This window comes from Streptomyces sp. 12E (assembly GCF_055633275.1).
In genome coordinates this window covers 3,850,987-3,873,464 of record NZ_JBVNCJ010000001.1, presented here as the reverse complement: position 1 = coordinate 3,873,464, position 22,478 = coordinate 3,850,987, and the positions used below count along the sequence as shown (strand labels likewise).

17 protein-coding genes are annotated in these 22,478 nt (G+C 72.2%); 6 read left to right on the top strand and 11 right to left on the bottom strand.

The genetic code is table 11. From position 1 onward, the window contains the following. Positions 1–142: 142 nt before the first annotated feature. Positions 143–2,740 carry an ATP-dependent chaperone ClpB gene (gene clpB / locus ACZ8ZB_RS17980; RefSeq protein ID WP_470738715.1) on the bottom strand — a complete coding sequence of 866 codons (2,598 nt, stop codon included), beginning with the start codon at positions 2,738–2,740 and terminating at the stop codon, positions 143–145. Between the two features lie 129 nt (positions 2,741–2,869). Between clpB and ACZ8ZB_RS17975 the strand changes: the two genes are divergently transcribed. Then, positions 2,870–3,286: a pyridoxamine 5'-phosphate oxidase family protein gene (locus ACZ8ZB_RS17975; protein WP_470738714.1), complete on the top strand. Its 417-nt coding sequence runs from the start codon at positions 2,870–2,872 to the stop codon at positions 3,284–3,286. A gap of 168 nt (positions 3,287–3,454) precedes the next feature. Here ACZ8ZB_RS17975 and ACZ8ZB_RS17970 read toward each other — a convergent pair whose 3' ends face one another. Then, positions 3,455–3,790 (bottom strand): Rieske (2Fe-2S) protein, encoded by a 336-nt coding sequence (locus tag ACZ8ZB_RS17970; protein WP_019524256.1) that lies wholly within the window; start codon positions 3,788–3,790, stop codon positions 3,455–3,457. A 1-nt stretch (position 3,791) separates the two neighbouring features. After that, positions 3,792–4,013, bottom strand: a complete 222-nt coding sequence (locus tag ACZ8ZB_RS17965) for a hypothetical protein (RefSeq protein ID WP_470738713.1) — start codon at positions 4,011–4,013, stop codon at positions 3,792–3,794. An 87-nt stretch (positions 4,014–4,100) separates the two neighbouring features. Here ACZ8ZB_RS17965 and ACZ8ZB_RS17960 point away from each other — a divergent pair, with 87 nt between their 5' ends. Further along, the gene (locus ACZ8ZB_RS17960; RefSeq protein WP_470738712.1) at positions 4,101–5,120 is read left to right on the top strand and encodes a helix-turn-helix transcriptional regulator; all 1,020 of its coding nucleotides are present in this window, start codon (positions 4,101–4,103) and stop codon (positions 5,118–5,120) included. Positions 5,121–5,144: 24 nt separating this feature from the next. Here ACZ8ZB_RS17960 and ACZ8ZB_RS17955 read toward each other — a convergent pair whose 3' ends face one another. The 7 genes from ACZ8ZB_RS17955 to ACZ8ZB_RS17925 all read right to left on the bottom strand — a co-directional run bounded on the left by ACZ8ZB_RS17955 (position 5,145) and on the right by ACZ8ZB_RS17925 (position 12,991). After that, positions 5,145–6,176, bottom strand: a complete 1,032-nt coding sequence (locus ACZ8ZB_RS17955) for a helix-turn-helix transcriptional regulator (RefSeq protein ID WP_470738711.1) — start codon at positions 6,174–6,176, stop codon at positions 5,145–5,147. 129 nt (positions 6,177–6,305) lie between these two features. Then, positions 6,306–7,409 carry a sugar ABC transporter substrate-binding protein gene (locus tag ACZ8ZB_RS17950; protein WP_470738710.1) on the bottom strand — a complete coding sequence of 368 codons (1,104 nt, stop codon included), beginning with the start codon at positions 7,407–7,409 and terminating at the stop codon, positions 6,306–6,308. A gap of 274 nt (positions 7,410–7,683) precedes the next feature. Then, positions 7,684–8,133, bottom strand: coding sequence for a heat shock protein transcriptional repressor HspR (locus ACZ8ZB_RS17945; protein WP_470738709.1), 450 nt, complete (start codon positions 8,131–8,133; stop codon positions 7,684–7,686). Between the two features lie 5 nt (positions 8,134–8,138). Continuing rightward, positions 8,139–9,314, bottom strand: a complete 1,176-nt coding sequence (gene dnaJ / locus ACZ8ZB_RS17940; RefSeq protein WP_470738708.1) for a molecular chaperone DnaJ — start codon at positions 9,312–9,314, stop codon at positions 8,139–8,141. Between the two features lie 36 nt (positions 9,315–9,350). Continuing rightward, positions 9,351–10,019 (bottom strand): nucleotide exchange factor GrpE, encoded by a 669-nt coding sequence (gene grpE / locus ACZ8ZB_RS17935; protein ID WP_470738707.1) that lies wholly within the window; start codon positions 10,017–10,019, stop codon positions 9,351–9,353. Continuing rightward, positions 10,016–11,860 carry a molecular chaperone DnaK gene (gene dnaK / locus ACZ8ZB_RS17930; protein WP_470738706.1) on the bottom strand — a complete coding sequence of 615 codons (1,845 nt, stop codon included), beginning with the start codon at positions 11,858–11,860 and terminating at the stop codon, positions 10,016–10,018. Before dnaK ends, grpE begins: the two co-directional genes overlap by 4 nt. Positions 11,861–11,953: 93 nt before the next feature. After that, positions 11,954–12,991, bottom strand: coding sequence for an MraY family glycosyltransferase (locus ACZ8ZB_RS17925; protein WP_470738705.1), 1,038 nt, complete (start codon positions 12,989–12,991; stop codon positions 11,954–11,956). Positions 12,992–13,261: 270 nt separating this feature from the next. On the opposite strand from ACZ8ZB_RS17925, the gene ACZ8ZB_RS17920 reads away from it, so the two are divergent. After that, a complete protein-coding gene (locus ACZ8ZB_RS17920; protein ID WP_470738704.1) occupies positions 13,262–15,544 on the top strand; it encodes a (Fe-S)-binding protein in 2,283 nt (760 codons plus the stop codon). A gap of 72 nt (positions 15,545–15,616) precedes the next feature. On the opposite strand, the gene ACZ8ZB_RS17915 is transcribed toward ACZ8ZB_RS17920, so the two are convergent. Further along, positions 15,617–18,499, bottom strand: coding sequence for a helix-turn-helix transcriptional regulator (locus ACZ8ZB_RS17915; protein ID WP_470738703.1), 2,883 nt, complete (start codon positions 18,497–18,499; stop codon positions 15,617–15,619). A 481-nt stretch (positions 18,500–18,980) separates the two neighbouring features. Here ACZ8ZB_RS17915 and ACZ8ZB_RS17910 point away from each other — a divergent pair, with 481 nt between their 5' ends. From ACZ8ZB_RS17910 to ACZ8ZB_RS17900, 3 genes are all read left to right on the top strand, one after another. Beyond that, entirely contained in the window at positions 18,981–19,619 is a 639-nt protein-coding gene (locus ACZ8ZB_RS17910) for a helix-turn-helix transcriptional regulator (RefSeq protein ID WP_470741517.1), read from the top strand. A gap of 164 nt (positions 19,620–19,783) precedes the next feature. Further along, complete coding sequence (locus tag ACZ8ZB_RS17905; protein ID WP_470738702.1) at positions 19,784–20,428, top strand: Pvc16 family protein; 645 nt, start codon at positions 19,784–19,786, stop codon at positions 20,426–20,428. Then, positions 20,425–22,452, top strand: coding sequence for an ATP-binding protein (locus ACZ8ZB_RS17900; protein WP_470738701.1), 2,028 nt, complete (start codon positions 20,425–20,427; stop codon positions 22,450–22,452). Before ACZ8ZB_RS17905 ends, ACZ8ZB_RS17900 begins: the two co-directional genes overlap by 4 nt. The last annotated feature ends 26 nt before the right edge of the window (positions 22,453–22,478 follow it).

Below are 22,478 nucleotides of genomic sequence, written 5' to 3'. Positions count from 1 at the left end.
GCTGAGACCAGACGTACATCCCACCCTCTCTCTCTTGCCCCGTGCCGGGCAACCTGCCCCGGCCGACAACCGCCGCCGAATCGGCCGTCGGCACGAATACCGGGGTCCCGCCCCGGCCCTTCGCCGGAGCGGGACCCGCGGGCTACAGGGTCTTGCCCGTCGCCGGACCCACCAGCAGGCCGTCCTCGAAGCGGTCCACGCGGACCGTGTCGCCGTCCTTGATCCCCCCGGCCAGGATCTCCTTGGCGAGGCGGTCGCCGATGGCGGTCTGGACGAGGCGGCGCAGCGGGCGGGCGCCGTAGGCGGGGTCCAGGCCCTCCTCGGCGAGCCACTCCAGCGCCTCGGGGGTGACGTCCAGGGCGAGCCGGCGTTCGGCGAGGCGGCGGGCCAGGCCGTCGAGCTGGAGGCGCGCGATGCGTGCCAGCTCGGGCTTGGTCAGCGCCGAGAAGACGACCAGGTCGTCGAGGCGGTTGAGGAACTCGGGCTTGAAGGAGGCGCGGACCGTCTCCAGGACCTGCTCCCGCTTCTCCGTCTCGGTGGTGAGCGGGTCGACCAGGTACTGGCTGCCCAGGTTGGACGTCAGCACCAGGATGGTGTTGCGGAAGTCGACGGTGCGGCCCTGGCCGTCGGTGAGGCGGCCGTCGTCGAGGACCTGGAGCAGGATGTCGAAGACCTCGGGGTGGGCCTTCTCGACCTCGTCGAGGAGGACGACGCTGTAGGGGCGGCGGCGGACGGCCTCGGTGAGCTGGCCGCCCTCCTCGTAGCCGACGTAGCCGGGGGGCGCGCCGACGAGGCGGGCGACGGAGTGCTTCTCGCCGTACTCGGACATGTCGATGCGGACCATCGCCCGCTCGTCGTCGAAGAGGAAGTCGGCGAGGGCCTTCGCCAGCTCGGTCTTGCCGACGCCCGTCGGGCCGAGGAAGAGGAAGGAGCCGGTGGGGCGGTCGGGGTCGGCGATGCCTGCCCGGGAGCGCCGTACGGCGTCGGAGACGGCGCGCACGGCCTCGGTCTGGCCGATGAGGCGCTTGCCGAGTTCGTCCTCCATGCGGAGCAGTTTCTGGGTCTCGCCCTCCATCAGGCGGCCGGCCGGGATGCCGGTCCAGGAGGCGACGACGTCGGCGATGTCGTCGGCGCCGACCTCCTCCTTGACCATGGTGTCCCGGGCCACCTCCTCCTCGGCCTCGGAGGCGGCCTCCAGGTCGCGTTCCACACCGGGGATCTCGCCGTAGAGCAGTTTGGAGGCGGTGTCGAAGTCGCCGTCGCGCTGGGCGCGTTCGGCCTGGCCGCGCAGTTCGTCGAGCTTCTCCTTCAGTTCGCCGACCCGGTTGAGGGACTGCTTCTCCTTCTCCCAGCGGGCGTTGAGGCCGCGCAGCTCCTCCTCCTTGTCGGCGAGGTCGCGGCGCAGGCGCTCCAGGCGTTCGAGGGAGGCCGCGTCGGTCTCCTTGTCGAGGGCGAGTTCCTCCATCTTCAGCCGGTCGACGGCGCGCTGGAGTTCGTCGATCTCGACGGGCGAGGAGTCGATCTCCATGCGGAGGCGGCTGGCGGCCTCGTCGACGAGGTCGATGGCCTTGTCGGGGAGGAAGCGGGAGGTGATGTAGCGGTCGGAGAGGGTGGCGGCGGCGACGAGGGCGCTGTCGGCGATCTGGACCTTGTGGTGGGCCTCGTAGCGGCCCTTGAGGCCGCGGAGGATGGCGATGGAGTCCTCGACGGTCGGTTCGGCGACGAGGGTCTGCTGGAAGCGGCGTTCGAGGGCCGGGTCCTTCTCGATGCGTTCGCGGTACTCGTCGAGGGTCGTGGCGCCGACCATGCGGAGCTCGCCGCGGGCGAGCATGGGCTTGAGCATGTTGCCGGCGTCCATCGCGGAGTCGCCGCCGGCGCCGGCGCCGACGACGGTGTGGAGCTCGTCGATGAAGGTGATGATCTGGCCGTCGGAGTCCTTGATCTCGGCGAGGACGGTCTTGAGGCGCTCCTCGAACTCGCCGCGGTACTTGGCGCCGGCGACCATGGCGCCGAGGTCGAGGGCGACCAGCCGCTTGTTCTTCAGCGACTCGGGGACGTCGCCCTTGACGATGCGCTGGGCGAGGCCCTCCACGACGGCGGTCTTGCCGACGCCGGGCTCGCCGATCAGCACCGGGTTGTTCTTGGTGCGGCGGGACAGGACCTGCACCACGCGCCGGATCTCCTGGTCGCGTCCGATGACGGGGTCGAGCCTGCCCTCGCGGGCGGCGGCGGTGAGGTCGGTGCCGAACTTCTCCAGGGCCTTGTACTGGCCCTCGGGGTCGGCGGTGGTCACCCGGCGGTTTCCGCGCGCCTTCCGGAAGGCGTCCTGCAGCTTCCCGGCGGTGGCGCCCTGCTGCGAGAGCACCTCGCCGGCGGCTCCGCCCTTGGCGGCGATGCCGATGAGGAGGTGCTCGGTGGAGAGGTACTCGTCGCCGAGGTCGCGGGCGCGGGACTGGGCGTCCGCGATGACGGCGAGCAGTTCACGGTTGGGCTGGGGCGGTGCCACGGTGGACCCGGTGACGCTCGGCAGGCCGGCGAGGACGCGCTCGGCCCCGGAGCGTACGGCGGCCTGGTCGGCGTCGACCGCGGCGAGCAGGTCCGTGATGTTCTCGTTCTCCTGCCCGGCGAGCAGGGAGAGCAGCAGGTGGGCGGGGGTGAGGTCGGGGTGCCCCTCGGTCACGGCCCGGTTCCCGGCGTTCTGGATCGCTTCCCGGCTCCGGTTGGTCAGCTCGGCGTCCACGGTATCCGTTCTCCTCCTTGCGGTGACCCTTCAGCGGCCTTCGTGGCTGACTCGGTCAACGTACACAAACTTGAGTCTATTCCACTCAAGGTGGTGGACGGGAGTGCGACAGGGGCTAAGTTCCGGTCCATGACCACCACGTACTCGGTAGATCCGGGCGATCCGGACGCGTCGTTCCTCGGCTTCTGGCGCGAGAGGCACCTGTGCACGCTGACCACCCTCCGTCCGGACGGCACCCCGCACCTGGTACCCGTCGGGGTGACGTACGACCCCGGGGCGCGGGTCGCCCGGGTGATCACCAGCGGGACGAGTGCGAAGGCGCGCCACGTGCGGGCGGCGGGGGACCGGGGCGCGGCCGTCGCGGTCTGCCAGGTGGACGGCCGGCGGTGGGCCACGCTGGAGGGGCGGGCCGTGGTCCGCGCGGACCGGGAAAGCGTCGCGGAGGCGGAGCGGCGGTACACGGAGCGCTACGGGCGGACGCCGCGGCCGAACCCGTCCCGGGTGGTCATCGAGATCGCGCTCACGCGCGCGATGGGGCGCGGGTGAGGCCGGCCGTGCGGCCCGTGCGCCGCGCGGCGGCTTCCGGCCATCACGCGGACGGGCCGATACCCGGACATGCCCGGGAAAACTGCAGCGGCGTCACCGTGTTCAGGTCACGGTGACGCCGCTGCGGGGGGAAGCACCTGCGCGATCTTTTACGACGGGGGAATCGCGTCAGGCACTGCGGGGGGTGGCCGAGATGGTCCGGGGGGCGGGGGAGTCGGACTCCACCTGCCGATGGTCCCGCTGGTCCAGGTTCACAAAGATCATTCCGTACCGGATGGCACACCGTACGGGCTTCGGCGCCCCCCTGGGCCGCCGCAGGCACCGGTACGCCCGTACGTCCCCGTCCTCGTCGCGGGTGACGACGACCGGTTCACCGAAGACGGTCACCATCAACGAGTCACCGCTGTGGGGGATGGCGGTGACCAGGTCGATGAAGTGCCATCCGGATCGGTAGGCGGTCGCCATCTCCCGGCGGAAGGAGCGGTCGTCGGGTGGAGTAGTCATGTCAAGCCCACACGCTGTCAGCCGTCTGCGCGGAGCCGGCGGCCCACACGCTGTCGGCAACCGGTGCGTCCTGCGCGACGATCGGCGGCCACACGCTGTCCGCCCGGACGTCTTCCTTCGCCCCGGAGAGGCCGCCCGCTATTCCGAAGGCCACACCGACGGAGAAGGCGGCGACAAGCACCGAGCGAAGCATTTTCTTACCCATAGTCGGCTTCGTCCTCACTTGAAGGTCCCCTCTGTCCCCCGTCGCATACGACGATGGCTCATTCGGGCACATCATGGCCACACGATCGGTGCATCATGTTCCTGCATGTTCAGGACCCTGTGGGGTGGAGATTTGGGAAAAAAACAGACTAAGGCGGCACATCCTCACGCGGTGACTGAACTGTGCGAGGAGGGGGGGCGACTGTACGCGAATGCTCTGCGCGCGGGACGTATCGCCCGCGCCGATGTGGAAACCGCGCCCTGCTTGATGGACTTCGCCCTCCTTCACCCGGATCCCGACGATGCGCAGTGGTTGCGTCCGGTGCTCCCCTCGATCGCGCTGGCCCAGCGGTTGAGCCCCATAGAGCGGGAGATCACCGAGCGCAGGCGCCTGTCGATAGAACTCGCCGACACTTTCGAGCCGTTCATGTCCCTGAGCACCCAGGAGATCGCGCCCACCCACGCGATCACGGTGCTCGAGGGCAACGACCGCATCAACAGCGCGCTGGACCTGGCCACCGCACAGTGCCGCACGGAGATGCTCACCGTCCAGCCGAGCGGGCACCGGCCCGAACGCAGTCTGCTCCAGGGGTTCGAGCGCGACCGGCTGCTCACCGAGCGCGGCGTGCGCATCCGCACCCTCTACCAGCACACCGCGCGGTTCAACCCCGAGCGCCTCTCCTACGTCGAGCAGTTCGCCAAGGGCAGGGCGGAGTACCGCACCATCGACGAGCTGGTGGAACGCCTCATCATCTGCGACGAGACGGTCGCCTTCATCCCCGTGCGCGACGACCGCCAGGTCGCCCTGGAGCTGCGGCACACCGGCCTCGTCCGCTACCTGATCAAGGTCTTCGAGTTCATGTGGAGCCGCGCGGTCCCGCTGACCGCCGGCACCCCCTACGAGACCGCGCCCGACGGCATACCGGAGATCCAGCACTCCATCGCCAAGCTCCTGGTGGAGGGCCACGTGGACGAGGCCATCGCCCGCCGCCTCGGCATGAACGTGCGGACCTGCCGCGCCCACATCGCCAAGCTCGCCGCCACTCTCGGCAGCGGCAGCCGGGCCCAGCTCGGCTACCTCATCGCGGAGTCCGGGATCCTCAGCCGGGAGGGAGCACCGCAGTGACCCCGCCGGCGCGGGCGGGCCGCCTCACCGGGCGGTCCGGGGCCCCCGGCGGGGCAGGGTGACGGCGGGGCGCCGGAAGCCGTCCAGTCCGGCCTGGGCGATGCGGACGCCCAGCTGCGTGCGGCTGACCGCGCCCAGCGTCTCCGACAGACGGGCGATGTGCGCCCGGCAGGTCCGCACGCTGATGCCCAGCCGTTCCGCGATCACCGCGTCCTGGTGGCCCTCCGCGAGCAGGGACGCGATGGACTGCTCCCGGTGCGAGATGCCCTCGATGCCGGTCTCGGGCAGCGGGGCGGTCAGCGGGATGGCGAGCCGCCACAGCCGGTCGAAGACCGTGCCCAGGTACTCCACCAGCGCCGGGTGGCGCAGCTCCAGCGCCATGGTGCGCTCGGCGTTGGCGGGGATGAAGGCGACCGTGCGGTCGAAGAGGATCAGCCGGTCGATCACCTCGTCCAGCGTGCGCGCCTCCACCGCGTCGCCCATCAGCTCCAGGTAGCTGAGCAGCCCGTGCCCGTGCCGGGCGACGTGCGTGTACAGGTCGCGCATGCGCACGCCCCGGCCGCGCAGCGCCGTCGCCCGGTGCAGGCCCTCCGACAGCTCCGCCTCGCGCCGGATGCCACCCGGCTGGACGGTGAGCACCTCGGTGGTGCACGCCTGCGTCGCCTCGTCCATCGCGGCCTGGATGCGGGCCAGTCCGTCCAGCACCCGGATCGCCGGGCCCTCCGCCGCGGACCGTGACGCGGGCGCCCGGCAGCCCAGGCCGGCGTACCACTCGAAGGCCTCGACGGCCGAGCCGACCCGGCGCTGGCTCGCGCTCACCTCGTCGTACATCCCGCGCAGCAGCCGGGTCATGACCTCCTGCGGGGGGGTGGGGACGAGCCAGTCCATGTCGTCGGGATCGGGGTGCAGCAGGGCCAGTTCCAGCAGGCAGGGCACCGGCTCCGCGTCCCGGCGCGGCAGCCGTCCGCGCCGCACGGCCCGGGAATACACGCGATCCCCGGCCTCGCACAGTCGGTCAGCACCGTGTGGATGCCCGTCCGTCCCGTGCCCGGCCATTGCCCGTCCCACCCCCGGTTCAGCCACTTTCCGCAGCGCAACTATGCGCGGCCGGAACCGGCTGTGCAACACGGGCGGGACCTGGCGCCGGCCGGGGGACCGGCGGGCGGCCGGATATCGACGGAGCGGCTACTTCAGCTTGACCGCCTCGCAGGCCGCCGCGAACTCGGCCGTGCAGATGTCCGAGACCTCGTAGATCCCGTCGGCGATCACGGTCTCCTCGATGTTGTCCTTCGTCAGGGCGACCACGGGCACGAGCTGCGCCGGAATGTCCTTGTCGGTGGGGCTGTTCACCCGGTCGCGGGTCAGCGCGTCGAACTGGATGTCCTTGCCCTGGACCCTCGCCACCGCCATCTCGGCGGCGCTCTCGGCCTCCTCCGGGTAGGACTTGTACACGCTCATGTACTGCTCGCCGGCGAGGATCCGCTGGACCGCCTCGAGTTCGGCGTCCTGGCCGGTGATCGGGGGCAGCTCGGTCACGCCGGCGGCCTTCAGCGCCTTGACGATGCCGCCCGCCATGCCGTCGTTGGCGGAGTAGACCGCCTTGATGTCGTCCGCGCCGATCGCGTTGATCGCCTCGGCCATGTTGGCCTGGGCGTTCTCCGGCTTCCAGTCCTTGGTGTCGTAGGACTTGGCGATCGTCACCTTGCCCTTGAGCTCGGAGAGCGCGCTCGCCTTGAACTGCTTGGCGTTGGGGTCGGTCGGCGAGCCGTTCATCATCACGATCTTGTCGGTGACGGAGGCCTCCCCGAGCGACTCCAGCAGGGTACGGCCCTGCACCTCGCCGACCAGACCGTTGTCGAAGGAGATGTACGCGTCGATCGGGCCCTCGGCGAGACGGTCGTAGGCGATGACCGGGATGCCCGCGTCCCTGGCCTTCTGCACGCTGTCCGCGATGCCGTGCGCGTCGACCGCGTCCAGCACGATGACGTCGACCTCGTCGTCGATCATCTGCTGCATCTGGCTCGCCTGCTTGTCGGCGTCCGCCTCGGCGTTGGCGTACTCGACGGTGCCCTTCTTGTTGGTGAGCGACTCCACCTTCGCCTTGAAGATGGGGTAGTCGAACTGCTCGTACCGGGTGTTGTCCTTCTCCGGGAGCAGCAGCCCGACGGTGACGTCGTCGCCCTTGCCCGGGCTCGCGTCGTCGCTGCTCCCCGTCGCGTTGAGCACGCCGCATCCGGCGAGCATGACGGACATGGAGGTGGCGGCCACGGATATGGCGATACGACGCATGCGGAGGCTCACTTCAGGTGCGTTTCGGACGTGGGCACAGCTTTGCGGCCCATGTGACTGAAAAGCCAACCTTCAGCCCCCACCGGCGTCAAGGTCGGCCGCTTAACGAGATGGACACGGCATGGTGCGCCGCACTCGTGAGAGACCCGCGGACGTCCGGCGAGAATCATCTGGACACGCAGCTACACGATAGTCACACAAGTTATGGCGCATGAGCCGGGAGGCCCGGAGGCCCACTCGGCCTCCGGGCCTCCCGGCACTCCACGCCCGCGCCTCAGCCCGGCTGCTGCCGCTTGGGCCGCCACACCACCAGCGCGCTGGTCTGCTGCACCTCCTGGTAGGGCACCAGGTCACGGCGGTACGAGGCGTGCACCGCGGCCTCGCGCTGCCGCATCGCCGCGGCCGCCCCGTCGAGGGCGCCCTCCAGTTCGGCCACCCGGGCCTGGAGGGCGGCGACCTGGTTCTCCAGTTCGATGATGCGCTTGATTCCGGCCAGGTTGATGCCCTCGTCCTGCGACAGCTGCTGCACCTGACGGAGCAGCTCGATGTCACGGGCCGAGTAACGGCGGCCCCGGCCGGCCGTGCGGTCCGGCGACACGAGACCCAGCCGGTCGTACTGGCGCAGCGTCTGCGGGTGCAGACCGGAGAGCTGGGCCGCCACCGAGATGACGTAGACCGGGGTGTCCTGGGTCAGTTCATACGGATTGCGTCGACGGCCGTCCATGCAGATCAAGCTCCCTTCGCGGCCTGGAACAGCTCCGCCCGCGGATCGTCGTCCGCGGTCGCCTCGCGATACGCCTCGAGCGCGTCACGAGCCTTCCCCGACACGTCCTTGGGAACACTCACCTCCACGGTGACCAGCAGATCACCACGGGTGCCGTCCTTGCGGACCGCGCCCTTGCCCCGGGCCCGCATGGTGCGTCCGTTGGGCGTGCCCGGCGGCAGCTTCAGCGTGACCGGCGGACCGCCCAGTGTCGGGACCCGGACCTCGCCGCCGAGGGCGGCCTCGGCGAACGTCACCGGGACCGTGACCGTGAGGTTGTCGTCCTTGCGGCCGAACACCGGGTGGGCGCCGACGTGCACGACGACGTAGAGGTCGCCGGCGGGACCGCCGCGCTCGCCCGGCGCACCCTTGCCGCGCAGCCGGATCCGCTGGCCGTCGCTGACGCCCGCGGGGATGCGCACCTGCATGGTCCGCGAGGACTTGGCCCGGCCGCTGCCCTTGCAGATCTCGCAGGGCTCCTCCGCGATCAGGCCGCGGCCCTTGCAGTCGGGGCAGGGGTCGGTGAGCGAGAAGCCGCCGCCGGAACCCCGCGCCACCTGGCCGGTGCCGACGCAGGTCGGGCACACGCGCGGTGTGCCGTTCTTGTCGCCGGTGCCCGAACAGGCCTTGCAGGGCGCCTGCGACGACATCCGCAGCGGGACCGTCGCCCCCTCGATCGCCTCGGTGAAGCTCAGCGTCACCTCGGACTCGATGTCCTGGCCGCGCCGCGGCTGGGTACGCGTGGTCCCCGCGCCGCCGCGGTTGAACAGGCCCCCGAAGACGTCACCCAGGCCGCCGCCGAAGCCGCCCGCCTGCTGGCCGCCGGCCTGACCCCCGAAGAGGTCCCCCAGGTCGAAGTTGAAGGAGCCGCCGCCCGCGCCCGGCCCCGGGCGGAAGCCGCCGTTGCCGAAGAGCGCGCGCGCCTCGTCGTACTCCTTGCGCTTCTTGGGGTCGCCGAGGACGTCGTTCGCCTCGGAGATCTCCTTGAACCGCTCCTCCGCCTTGGCGTTGCCCTTGTTGGCGTCCGGGTGGAACTCGCGGGCGAGCTTCCGGTACGCCTTCTTGATCTCGGCCTCGGTGGCGTCCTTGGGGACGCCGAGGACCTTGTAGAAGTCCTTCTCGATGAAGTCCTTGGTGCTCATCCCCGACGTCCCTCCTTCCCTGCGTCGACTCCCGCGTCAGCCCTCGTCCGGGCCACCGCTCTCCTTGTTCTCCGAGTCGGCCTGCGCCTCGGTGCTCTCCTCGGCCGGCTTGACCGTCTGCGCGCCGGGCTGCGGTTCGGCGACGGCCACCCGCGCGGGGCGGATGGTGCGCTCGCCGATGCGGTACCCCGGCTGCAGGATCGCCACGCACGTCGTCTCGGTGACGTCCGGCGCGTAGCTGTGCATCAGCGCCTCGTGGATCGTCGGGTCGAAGGGCTCGCCCTCCTTGCCGAACTGCTGGAGGCCCAGCTTGGCCACGGTGGTCTCCAGCGACTCGCCGACGGACTTGAAGCCGCCGACCAGCTCGCCGTGCTCCCGCGCGCGGCCGACGTCGTCGAGCACGGGGAGCAGCTCGCTCAGGAGGTTCGCCACGGCGACCTCCTTCACCGCGATCCGGTCGCGTTCGACCCGGCGCCGGTAGTTCTGGAACTCGGCCTGGAGGCGCTGGAGGTCCGCCGTGCGCTCGTTGAGCGCCGTGCGCGCCTGGTCCAGCTGGGCCACCAGGGCCGCTTCCTGGCCCGTGTCCCCGGCCGGGGCCGCCGCCTCCTCCTCGGAGGGCTGTGCGGCGGCCTTCGGCTCGGCTTCCTCGGAGGGGACGTCGGGCTGCTGCGACTGCTCGTCGAAGCCCGGGGTCTCCTCGGTCACGCCGCACCGTCCTTGCGGTCCTCGTCGACGATCTCCGCGTCGACGACGTCGTCGTCGGCCTTGGCCTCGCCGGCGCCCGCGGACGCGCCGCCGGCCGCCTGGGCGCCCTGGGCGTCGGCGTACATGGCCTGGCCCAGCTTCTGGGAGACGGCCGCGACCTTCTCCGTGGCCGTGCGGATCTCGGCGGTGTCCTCGCCCTTGAGCTTCTCCTTCAGCTCGGCGACGGCGGTCTCGACCTCGGTCTTGACGTCACCGGGGACCTTGTCCGCGTTGTCGCTGAGGAACTTCTCCGTCTGGTAGACGAGCTGCTCGCCCTGGTTGCGGGACTCGGCGGCCTCGCGGCGGGCGTGGTCCTCCTCCGCGTACTTCTCGGCCTCCTGGCGCATCCGGTCGACCTCGTCCTTCGGCAGCGAGGAGCCGCCGGTGACGGTCATCTTCTGCTCCTTGCCCGTGCCCAGGTCCTTCGCGGTCACGTGCATGATGCCGTTGGCGTCGATGTCGAAGGAGACCTCGATCTGCGGGACGCCGCGCGGCGCCGGCGGCAGACCGGTCAGCTCGAACATGCCGAGCTTCTTGTTGTACGCCGCGATCTCGCGCTCGCCCTGGTAGACCTGGATCTGCACGGACGGCTGGTTGTCCTCGGCCGTGGTGAAGATCTCGGAGCGCTTCGTCGGGATCGTGGTGTTGCGCTCGATCAGCTTGGTCATGATGCCGCCCTTGGTCTCGATGCCGAGGGACAGCGGGGTGACGTCGAGCAGCAGGACGTCCTTGACCTCGCCCTTGAGGACACCGGCCTGGAGGGCGGCGCCGATCGAGACGACCTCGTCCGGGTTCACACCCTTGTTGGCCTCCTTGCCGCCGGTCAGCTCCTTGACGAGCTCGGCGACGGCGGGCATGCGGGTGGAGCCGCCGACGAGGACCACGTGGTCGATCTCGGACAGCTGGATGCCGGCGTCCTTGACGACGTTGTGGAACGGCGTCTTGCAGCGCTCGAGCAGGTCCGCGGTCAGCTGCTGGAACTGGGCGCGGGTCAGCTTCTCGTCGAGGTGCAGGGGGCCCTCGGCGGAGGCGGTGATGTAGGGGAGGTTGATCGTGGTCTCGGTGGACGAGGACAGCTCGATCTTCGCCTTCTCGGCGGCCTCGCGCAGACGCTGCAGCGCCATCTTGTCCTTGGCCAGGTCCACGCCGTGCCCGGACTGGAACTGCTTGACCAGGTAGTCGACGACGCGCTGGTCCCAGTCGTCACCGCCGAGGTTGTTGTCGCCGTTGGTGGCCTTCACCTCGACGACGCCGTCGCCGATCTCCAGCAGGGAGACGTCGAACGTACCGCCACCGAGGTCGAAGACCAGGATGACCTGCTCGTCCTTGTCGAGGCCGTACGCCAGGGCGGCGGCCGTCGGCTCGTTGACGATGCGCAGCACGTTCAGGCCGGCGATCTCGCCGGCCTCCTTGGTGGCCTGGCGCTCGGCGTCGTTGAAGTAGGCCGGGACGGTGATGACCGCGTCCGTGACCTTCTCGCCCAGGTACGCCTCGGCGTCGCGCTTCAGCTTCTGCAGCACGAAGGCGCTGATCTGCTGCGGGTTGAAGGGCTTGCCGTCGAGCTCGATCTTCCAGTCGGTGCCCATGTGGCGCTTGACCGACCGGATGGTCCTGTCGACGTTGGTGACCGCCTGGCGCTTGGCCACCTCGCCGACCAGCACCTCACCGTTCTTGGCGAAGGCGACGACGGACGGCGTGGTCCTGGCGCCCTCGGCGTTGGTGATGACGGTGGGCTCACCGCCCTCCAGAACGCTGACGACGGAGTTAGTCGTGCCCAGGTCGATGCCGACCGCACGTGCCATTTCGATTCCTCCAGCTGACTTGAGTGGAACAGACTCAAGCATGCATGACACCCGGCGCGGGGTCAACAGAGCTGAGTCGAGCAGGCTCAACTCTTATCCGTTCCTTACGCGCAACTGCCCCGTGACCTGCGGCGATGCCTCGGCAGATCGTTGACGGGGGCGGAAAACGGGGGTGACGGGGAGGCGGGCGAACGCGAGGACGACCACCGCGGCCACCGCCGCCACCCACACCACCGCGCCCCCGGACACCCTCCCGGTGTGGGCGGCCACCCCCACGAGCACCCCGCCCAGCGCTCCGCCGCCGAGCAGCACGGTCACCGCGCGGGGGGCGAGTCCGAGCCGCCGCAGCCGGTGCCCGAGGTGATCCGGCCGGCCGCGGGTCAGCGGCCACCGGGAGAGCCGCCGCGCGAGGACCACCAGTGCGGCGTCGGCGCACGCCACGGCCGTCAGGGCGAACAACACCCCGGCGCCGGTCCCCATTCCCTGTCCGGCCCGCACGAACACCGCCGCCGAGGCCACCGTGAACCCCGCGAACAGCGAGCCGGCCGACCCGAGACCGGCCCGCGCGGGATGCCAGTTGTGCAGCAGGAACCCGGCGAGCGCGGCGGCCAGCACACCCGTCAGCACCGCGATCCCGTCCATCAGCTCGGCCGCCGCGCAGGCCGCCACCCCGAACGCGGTCACCGCCCCCACGGTGCCGGCCAGCCCGTCCGCGTGGTCGAGCCCCCGGAACGCGGCGGTGACCGCCACGATCCACCCCGCGGCGAGCACGCCCCGCGCCACCCCGGTCTCCGCGTACGGCACGACCAGCGCCGCCGCCACGGCCGTACCGGTGAGCGGGATCCACCACCGCAGCCGCCACACGTCGGCGGCCAGCCCGAGCACGCCGATCCAGACCCCGGCGGCCAGCAGGCGTCCGATCCCGGTGCCGAGCGGAGCGAGTCCCGCCCGGTCCCCGAGCCCCGCCACCAGCCCGGTCGCGAGCACGACGGCCGTTCCCCCGGACAGCGGAACCGCCAGACGGCGTCTGCGGTCCAGGATTCCCAGGCGCAGGGCGGGGACCCGCAGCACCTCCGTGAGCAGGGCGGAGAGCAGCAGGGCGGTGGCGGCGGCGGCGATCCCGTAGAGCACGGATATAAGTTAGGGGTGTATGGACCGATTTAGCGCGAATAACACGATCCGATCGCGGACGCCATCCGAGAGGCCCCGAGGGCGCCGCCATAGGCGACCCTGAGCGATTCAGATCACCCCGCGCCCGGCTACAGTGCGACCGGAGATGGGGGTAATCTCGAACGGACTGCATAAGTTACCGCTTAGTAATCTCGGGGAAGCCGTGGTGGAGTCCCCGTCCCGGTCCCGAATCACCCCTCGTCAAACCCCTCGCAGGCCCGAGGAGCCCTCATGCAACTCGCCGCGATCATCGTGTCGCTGGTCCTGACCGTGGTCGGCGTCGCGCTGCTCGCACGCGCGATCGGCCAGTTCGTCCGGTACTTCAAGCTGGGCCAGCCGGTCCCGGCCGGCGCCCGGACCGACAACCCCTACCAGCGCAGTGTGACCCTGGTGCGGGAGTTCCTCGGCCACACCCGCATGAACCGGTGGGGTGTCGTCGGCATCGCCCACTGGTTCGTCGCCGTCGGCTTCCTGACCCTGCCGCCGACCATCGTCACCGCCTACGGCCAGCTCTTCGAGGCCGACTGGGTGCTGCCGGTGCTGGGCGGCTTCCTGCCGTACGAGCTGTACATCGAGTTCATCAGCGCGATGACGACCCTCGGCATCCTCGCGCTGATCGTCGTCCGGCTGCTGAGCCTGCCCTCGCGTCCGGGCCGCAAGTCGCGGTTCACCGGCTCGAAGATGGGCCAGGCGTACTTCGTCGAGTACGTCATCCTCACCATCGGCCTGGCGATCTACGTGCTGCGCGGCCTGGAGGGCGCACTGCACCACGTGGACCACTACGAGGCCGCGTACTTCGCCTCGTACCCGCTGGTCCTGGCCTTCGAGGGCCTGTCGGTCGCGACGCTGCAGAACCTGGTCTACCTGTTCGCGATGATCAAGCTGGGCACGACCATGATCTGGATGATCACGGTCAGCCTGAACACCAACATGGGTGTGGCCTGGCACCGCTTCCTCGCCTTCCCCAACATCTGGTTCAAGCGCGAGGCCACCGGCGGGACCGCCCTGGGCGCGCTCCAGCCGATGACCTCCGGCGGCAAGCCGATCGACTTCACCGAACCCGGTGACGACGACGTCTTCGGCGTCTCCCAGGTCGAGCAGTTCTCCTGGAAGGGCCTGCTGGACTTCTCCACCTGCACCGAGTGCGGCCGCTGCCAGTCGCAGTGCCCCGCCTGGAACACCGGCAAGCCGCTCTCCCCCAAGCTGCTGATCATGTCCCTGCGCGACCACGCGCACGCCAAGGCCCCCTACCTGCTGGCCGGCGGCGGCAAGACGGCGGAGGGCGAGGAGAAGGCGTCGAAGGAGCAGCTGGCGGGCGTGCCCGCGGCGGCCCTCGCGGAGGCCGAGCGCCCGTTGATCGGCACCGCCGAGGAGAACGGCGTCATCGACCCGGACGTGCTGTGGTCCTGCACCACCTGCGGCGCCTGCGTCGAGCAGTGCCCCGTGGACATCGAGCACGTCGACCACATCGTCGACATGCGCCGCTACCAGGTGATGATCGAGTCCGCGTTCCCGTCCGAGGCGGGCACGATGCTCAAGAACCTGGAGAAGAAGGGCAACCCCTGGGGCCTGGCCAAGAAGCAGCGCCTGGCGTGGACCAAGGAGGTCGACTTCGAGGTCCCGGTCGTCGGCAAGGACATCGAGGACCTGTCCGAGGTCGAGTACCTGTACTGGGTCGGCTGCGCCGGCGCCCTGGAGGACCGCGCGAAGAAGACCACCAAGGCCTTCGCCGAGCTGCTGCACATCGCGGGCGTCAAGTTCGCGATCATGGGCGGCGACGAGAAGTGCACCGGTGACTCCGCGCGGCGCCTGGGCAACGAGCCGCTGTTCCAGGAGCTCGGCATGGAGAACGTCTCCGCGCTGAACATGGCGTTCGGCGAGGAGACGGACGACGAGGGCAACGTCACCGAGGAGTCGAGGAAGCCCAGGTCGGCGAAGAAGATCGTCGCCACCTGCCCGCACTGCCTCAACACCCTCGGCAACGAGTACCCGCAGCTCGGCGGCGACTACGAGGTCATCCACCACACCCAGCTGCTCCAGCACCTGGTGGACGAGGGCAAGCTGATCCCGGTCACCCCGGTCGAGGGCCTCATCACCTACCACGACCCGTGCTACCTGGGCCGCCACAACAAGATCTACACGCCCCCGCGCGAGATCATCGGCAAGGTCCCGGGCCTGCGCAACGAGGAGATGCACCGCCACAAGGAGCGGGGCTTCTGCTGCGGCGCCGGCGGCGCCCGGATGTGGATGGAGGAGCGGATCGGCAAGCGCATCAACAACGAGCGCGTCGACGAGGCCCTCTCCCTCGACCCGGACATCATCTCCACCGCCTGCCCGTTCTGCCTCGTCATGCTGACCGACTCGGTCAACGGCAAGAAGAACGAGGGCAAGGCCAAGGAGTCCACGCAGGTCGTCGATGTCGCCCAGCTGCTGCTGGAGTCCGTCAAGACCCCGGCCGACCCGGCCGGCGACGAGGAGAGCGAGAGCGCTCCGGAACCGGAGCCGGTGAAGTAACGCGCCACTCCGTCGAAGGGGCCGCCCACGTGGGCGGCCCCTTCGACGTGTCCACGCCCCCGCCGCTTCGGGTCAGCCCGCGGCGCGGGCCGGGGCGTCGGGCGGGACGGCGGACAGGGCCGTGGGGAGTTCGGCTCGGCGGCTGATGCCGAGCTTGCGGTAGGCGGCCGTCAGATGGGTCTCCACCGTGCGCCGGGCGAGGTGCAGCGAAGCGGCTATCTCCGCGTTCGTCCACCCCTCGGCCGCGAGGCCGGCGATGCGGCGCTCACTGCCGGTGAGCGCGGCGGAACCGGTGCGCGGGGCGCCTGCGCGCCGGGCGCCGTTCTCGCGGAGCAGCCCCTCGGCGACGGTGCGCAGTCGGACCGCGCCGAGCCGCTCGGCGCGCTCCACCGCCTCGCGCAGCGGCTCCCGGGCATGGGAGCGCTCCCCCGAAGTGCTGAGCAGACGGCCGTGGGAGATCAGGGCCGAGATCAGTTCCGTTCCGACCGGTCCCCCGCGCAACGCCCCGACCGCGCGGCCGGTGAGCTCCACACCACGCCGGCCGCCCGTCGCCTCGCCCAGCACGCGCAGCGCGCGGCCCCGTACGCGCGGGGTGCCCCACACCTCGGCGAGCCGCAGCTCCTCCTCGGCGAGGGCCAGCGCCTCCCGCGGCCGGCCGAGCGCCAGCAGGCACTCGGCGGCGGCGACGCGCCAGGGGGCGACCACGGACCTCAACGTCTCACGGGCCGTCTGGCGCCGTCCGCACTCCGTGAAGTCGTCCAGCGCCGCCGCCGGGTCCCCGACGGCGGCGCGCAGCATTCCCCGCGCGTACAGGAAGCGGTGGGTCCGCCAGGAGTCCGGCGCCGTCCGCAGGTCGAACCCCTCCACGAGACGGGTGGCCTCCTCCAGCCGGCCCGTCTCCACCAGCGCGATCACGGCCTGCGTGTGCGCGCTGGTGGGTCCGGGCCCGGACGGCCCGGCACCGGACGACCGGGCCCTCGGGTCGGCGAGCACGGCGGCGAAGTCCGCGCGGGCCGCCGCGAGATCCACCCGCACGTCGAGCAGGGTGTGGTGCATGGGGTGCAGCAGGAAGGAGTCCAGCGCGTCCAGGGCGCGCCGCACCAGACGCTCGGCTTCGTCGAGTTCGTCCGCCCACTGGGCCACGGCGGCGGCCGTGCCGAACAGCAACGGCTCGACGAGCGGGTCGACCGGCTCCTCGAGTAAGGCGCGGATCTGCGCCATCGCGTCCCGGGAGGAGATCAGGCCGGCCGTCGCCTCGTACCGCACGCTCAGTATCCGGTGGGCCGCGTCGAGCAGGTCCGGGGCGTCCCCGTCCGGCCCGGACCGCCGCCGGTGCTCCTTGCGCAGGGCGCCCAGTTCCTCGTCGGACATCAGGACGGCGACGGCGCGCAGCGTGCGCACCAGGTCGGGCTGGTCCGCCAGCCGCTCCTCCCCCTCCCGGAGCGTGCGCAGCGCCGCCCGGGTCTCCCCGCTGCGGGCGAGCGCCGTGGCCAGGGCCACCATCGCCCGCACCAGGTCCCGGGACCCGCCCGGCAGCCGTACGGCCTCCGCGAGCCGGGCGATGCCCCCGGACGGGTACTCGGCGCACTCCAGGGAACCGAGCTGGATGAGGACGGTGGCCCGGCGGACGGGCGCCATGGGTTCGTCCAGGGCGCGCCGCAGGAACGCCACGGCGCCTCGCGGGCGGTCGGCGCGGATCTCGTCGGCCGCCGCCTCGACCAGCACGTCGACGGCCCAGGGCTCGGCCACCGCGGAGGCCTGCGACAGGTGCCCGGCCACCACGGCGACCTCGGCGCCCCCGCGCATCAGCTCCTCGGCGGCGGTGCGGTGGGCCGCCCTGCGCCGGCCGCTCGTCCAGCCGCTCAGCACCGCGTCGCGCAGCAGCGGATGCGCGTACCGGTACAGGCCGTCCGCGCCCTGGCGCAGCAGGCCCAGACGGGCCATCGCGGTGAGCCAGCCCACGACCCGGGCCGCGTCCGCCTGAGCCGTCCGGGCGATGATCCGGGCCTGGGTGTCGCGGCGTTCGGCGGGGGAGCCCCCCGGACACCAGTCCCCCGCCGGCCCGGCGCCGTCCGCGGACGGCGCCCGCGCGGCCCCCGGGTCCGCTCCCCCGCCCTCCAGCACGGCCAGGGAACGGGCGACCCCGGCCGTCGCCCCGCCCGCGCCGGCCAGCCACCAGGACACGGCGTCCGGGTAGGCGCCCGGGTACAGCGCGGCACAGGTGTCCGGCAGCGCCGCCGGCGGGGCGGACCCGTCGGCGGCGCTGCCGGACGACAGGTCGTCCAGCAGGGCGCGCAGCAGCAGCGGGTTGCCCGCCCCGGCCCGCACGCAGTCGGCCACCCGGTCGGGGGCGGCATCCGGGAAGGCGGCGCGGACCAGTTCCGTGGCGGCGCCGGTGCTCAGCGGGGCGAGGGTGTGGGTGCGGGCGAGGGTGGGGGAGAGCCCGTGGGCGAGACCGGCACCGGCCGGTTCGATGTCGTACTGGCTGCGCTCGGTGACCACCAGGAGCACCGGCAGTCCCTCGACGAGCCGGGCCGCCTCCGTCAGCCAGCCGCGCGAGGACGGGTCGGCGGCGTGCACGTCGTCGACCGCGACGAACAGCGGCGCCTCGTCCGCGTACGTCTCCAGCAGCCGCAGCAGCGCGGTCCGCGTCCGGTGGTGCGCGGTCCGCGGGGCGTCGGGCTCCGCCGGGAGGTCGTCGACGAAGTCCGCCTCCTCACCGAAGAGCTGGTGGACGACGCTCCAGTCCCTGCCGCTGTTCTCCGGGGTGCAGCGGGCCCGCAGCACCCACATCCCCCGGGCCGCCGCCCGCTCCGCGGCGGCCCGCAGGAGCGCGGTGCGGCCGATGCCGGTGGCGCCGCGCAGCAGGACCAGACCGCCCGATCCCGCACGGGCCCGTTCGGCCTCCGCGGCCAGCAGCCGCAGGGCGTCGTCCCGTTCGCTGAGGGGTTCCACCGAGGGCAACGGTTCCTCCTGGGCCGGGGCGGGTCATGGTCGGGGGACGGGCGGGGGACGGTGAGCGGAACAGCGGCCGTCTCCTCGGGGAAGGACGCGGAACGGGCCCGGCGGGTGCCCCGACGGGCCGGACCGACAGGCCTCTTGGGGCAGGAAGCGGGAACAGGGGGTGAATCCTTGTCGCGGGTATGGACGCAGAGCACCGCGTCGTGTTCCATTCCCGCAGAGCCGGACCCCTTCCCCGGGTCGGGACGGAAGAGCACGGCGCACAGGGCGCGACCGGGGGGCGCCCGCCGCCCGCCCGGCCGGCGAGCGGTGCGCGTGATCTCGTGGTGCGTCTCGTGGTTCTCCACGATTGTCCGCGTCCCGCCCCGCACAGGAGTGTGTGACCGAGACATCGGACGCGGACACCACGACGGTGCCCGCCACTCGGCCATGGGGACATCGGTTGCACAGCTCGTTCGGAACCTCGGAAACGGTCCTGCCCGCCGGGCAGGGACCCCGGATCCCCGTGGTGGTCGACGCCCCGGATCCCATCTCCCGGGCCGGCGCGGCCAGTGAGCTCCGCCGGCACCCGGTCGTCGAGCTGGTGGAGGACGGCCGCACCGGCCCGGACACCGTGGCCCTCCTCATCAACGACCACCTGGACGAGACCCTGCTGGCCCGGCTGCGCAAGCTCGTGCGCAGTGACGGCAGCCGTGCCGTGCTCGTGGTCAGCGCGATCCGGGAGAACGAACTCCTCGACGTGGTCGAGTGCGGGGTCGGCGCGATCGTGTGGCGTCACGAGGCCACCGCGCACCGGATGGTGCGCGCCGTCGTGGCGGCCTCCCGGGGCGACGGGGACCTCCCCGGGGACCTGCTGGGCCGTCTGGTCAACCAGGTGGGGACGCTGCACCGCACCTCGGCGGGCCACCCCGGGGCCCCCTCCTCCGGCCTGACGGCCCGTGAGGCGGACGTCCTGCGACTCGTCTCCGAAGGCCTGGACACGGGAGAGATCGCCGGAAAGCTCTCGTACTCCGAACGTACGGTCAAGAACGTGTTGCACGGTCTCACCACCCGGCTGCACCTCCGCAACCGCGCGCACGCCGTTGCGTACGCCCTCCGGGAAGGTTACATCTGACCGAACAGGCAACCGAATTCACCCCCTCGGGCAGCCCGTCGTGCCCGTTCCCGTCCCGAGTGGCGGCCGCGGCGCCGCGCGTCCACGGGCACGATCGGTGGAGCCCGGCGGCCCGGTGGTCCGGCAGCCGGTGAGCCGCAGCACGGCAGAGCAGGAGTACGACGGTGATCCACGAGGTGGACGAGGTCCTCAAGGGGCTCCTCAGAAGCGGCGCCCTGGCCGGCTCGGGCATCGAGGTGTCCCTGGACGCCCCGACCCGGGACTGGGCGGCCCGCCGCAACGCGCCCACCCTCAACGCCTACCTCTACGACATCCGCGAGGAGGTCTCACGGCGCGAACGCGGCGCGGTCGCGGTCACCGACGGCAACGGCCTGGTCGTGAAGCGCCGTCTGCCACCGCGTTGGTTCCGGCTGTCGTACCTGGTCACCGCCTGGACCAGGCAACCACAGGACGAACACCGCCTGTTGTCCGCCGTGCTGGCCACGCTGCTGCCCCGCGAGATCCTGCCGCCCGGCGAACTGCCCGACGCGCTGGGAGCGCTGGGGCTCTCCGTGTCGCTGTCGGTGGCCGGCACCCAGACCGAGTCACGGTCGTTGGCCGAGATCTGGTCCGCGCTCGGCGGTGAACTCAAGCCGTCCCTCGACCTGGTGGTGCTCGTCCCGTTCCCGTCCTTCCCCGAGTACGACGCCGGGCCGCCGGTCACCGAGGGCGCGGTGGTACGGGTCCGCTCGGTCGACGGCGCCCAGGACGACTCGCCCGGACGCGGCCACCGCCCGCACCACGTCGAGCGGGGGAAGCAGAACCGGTGAACGGCCACCTCCACGACCCGGCCGACGCGCTCCTCACGCGCGTCGCGCGACTCCGGGAACGCGTCGCCCTGCTGGTCGAGCACCGCGCCGCCGGCGACCCGACCGCCGACGACCCGCTCCGCGGCCTGTACCTGTCGGAGGAAGCCGTACGGCACCACCTCCGCCCGGTCACCGCCCCGCCGGACCCCGGCCGGCCCGGGGACGACGACGAGCCCCCCGGCGACCGGCTCGGCCCGCTCGCACGGCGGCTCGGCCTGCGCCCGCTGGAGGTCTCGGTGCTGCTCGTGGCGCTCGCACCGGACCTCGACCGCTCCTTCGAGCCCCTGTACGGCTACCTCAACGACGACGTGGGCCGCCGCCGCGCCACCGTCGGGCTCGCGCTCGACCTGTGCGGCGCCCCCGTGCACCGGCCCGAGGCCCGCGCCGTCTTCCACCCCTCGGCGCCCCTGCGGTCCCTCGCCCTGCTCGACGTCGACGAACCGGAACGCCCGTTCCTCAGCCGGTCGCTGCGGGTCCCGGGCCGGCTCGTCGCCCACCTCCTCGGCGACGACACCCCGGATCCGTCCCTCACCGGGCGGGTCCGCCCGCTCACCGTGCCGTCCCTCCCGGACACGCCCGGCGGCGACACCTTCGCCGGGCGGCTCGCCGCCCGGCTGGCCGCCGGGCCGCTCACCGTCTACCTGCGCGAGCACCGCGCGGGCGAGGGCCTGGCGCACGCCGCGCGGGCCCTTCCCGGCGCCCTGCACTACGCCCCCCGGGATCCGCACACCGGGGAACCGCCGGCCGCCCTGCTGCGCGAGGCCCGGCTGCGGGACCGCGCCGTGGTCGTCTCCCCGCTCCCGGACGACCCCGGGGCACTCGTGCGGGCACTGTCGGTGCCCGATGTGCCGGTGGTGTTCACCGGCCCCCGGCCGTACGACCCGCAGTGGTGCGACCACGACCCCCTCGTCCTGGACGCCCCCCGACTGGGAACGGGCGCCGTGGACGCCTGGGCCGCGGCCCTGGCCGACGGAGCGGGACCGGATGCCCGTACGGGCACACCGGCCGTCCCCGACGGCCCCCTCGGCTTCGACCTCGCCGCCACCGTGGCCCCGTACCACCTGAGCACGGACCGGGTGGCGCGGGCCGTACGGGCCGCCCGGGGCCTCGCCGCGTTCGACGGCACCGCCCTCACCCCCGACCACCTCAGGCTCGCCGCACGCCAGCAGTCGACCTCGGGTCTGGAACAGCACGCCCGGCGGATCCGGCCTGCGGTGGACTGGGACGACCTGGTGCTGCCCGAGGCTCCGCTGGCCCAGCTGCGGGAACTGGCCCGGCGGGCCCGGCACCGCGACCGGGTGCTCGGCGACTGGCGGCTCAGCGCCGGCGGCGGCCGGGGCCGGGGCGTGCTGGGGCTGTTCGCGGGCGAGTCGGGCACGGGCAAGACGCTGTCCGCCGAGGTCGTCGCCGCCGAGCTGGGCCTGGACCTCTACGTCGTGTCGCTGTCCTCGATCGTGGACAAGTACGTCGGCGAGACCGAGAAGAACCTGGAGCGCGTCTTCTCCGAGGCGGACCGCACCGACGCCGTCCTGCTCTTCGACGAGGCGGACGCGGTGTTCGGCAAACGGTCCGAGGTCAAGGACGCGCACGACCGGTACGCCAACATGGAGAGCGCGTACCTGCTCCAGCGCCTGGAGTCCTTCGACGGCATCGCGCTGCTCACCACCAACCTGCGGGCCAACATCGACGAGGCGTTCACCCGTCGGCTCGACCTGGTGGTCGACTTCCCGTTCCCGGACGCCGGCCAGCGGCTCGCCCTGTGGCGGCACAGCCTCTCCGGCGTGCCGTGCGCGGACGGCGTCGACGCGCACGGGGTGGCGCGGGACTTCGAACTGTCCGGCGGTTCCATCCGCAGCGCCGTGGTCACCGCCGCCTACGCGGCCGCGGACCGGGGCGGGCCGGTCACCACGGCCGACCTGCTGGAGGGCGCGCGACGGGAGTACCGCAAGGCGGGGCGGCTGGTGCCGGGCGAGGGCGGCTGGTAGCCGCCCCGGCCGGGGCGGCTACCGCG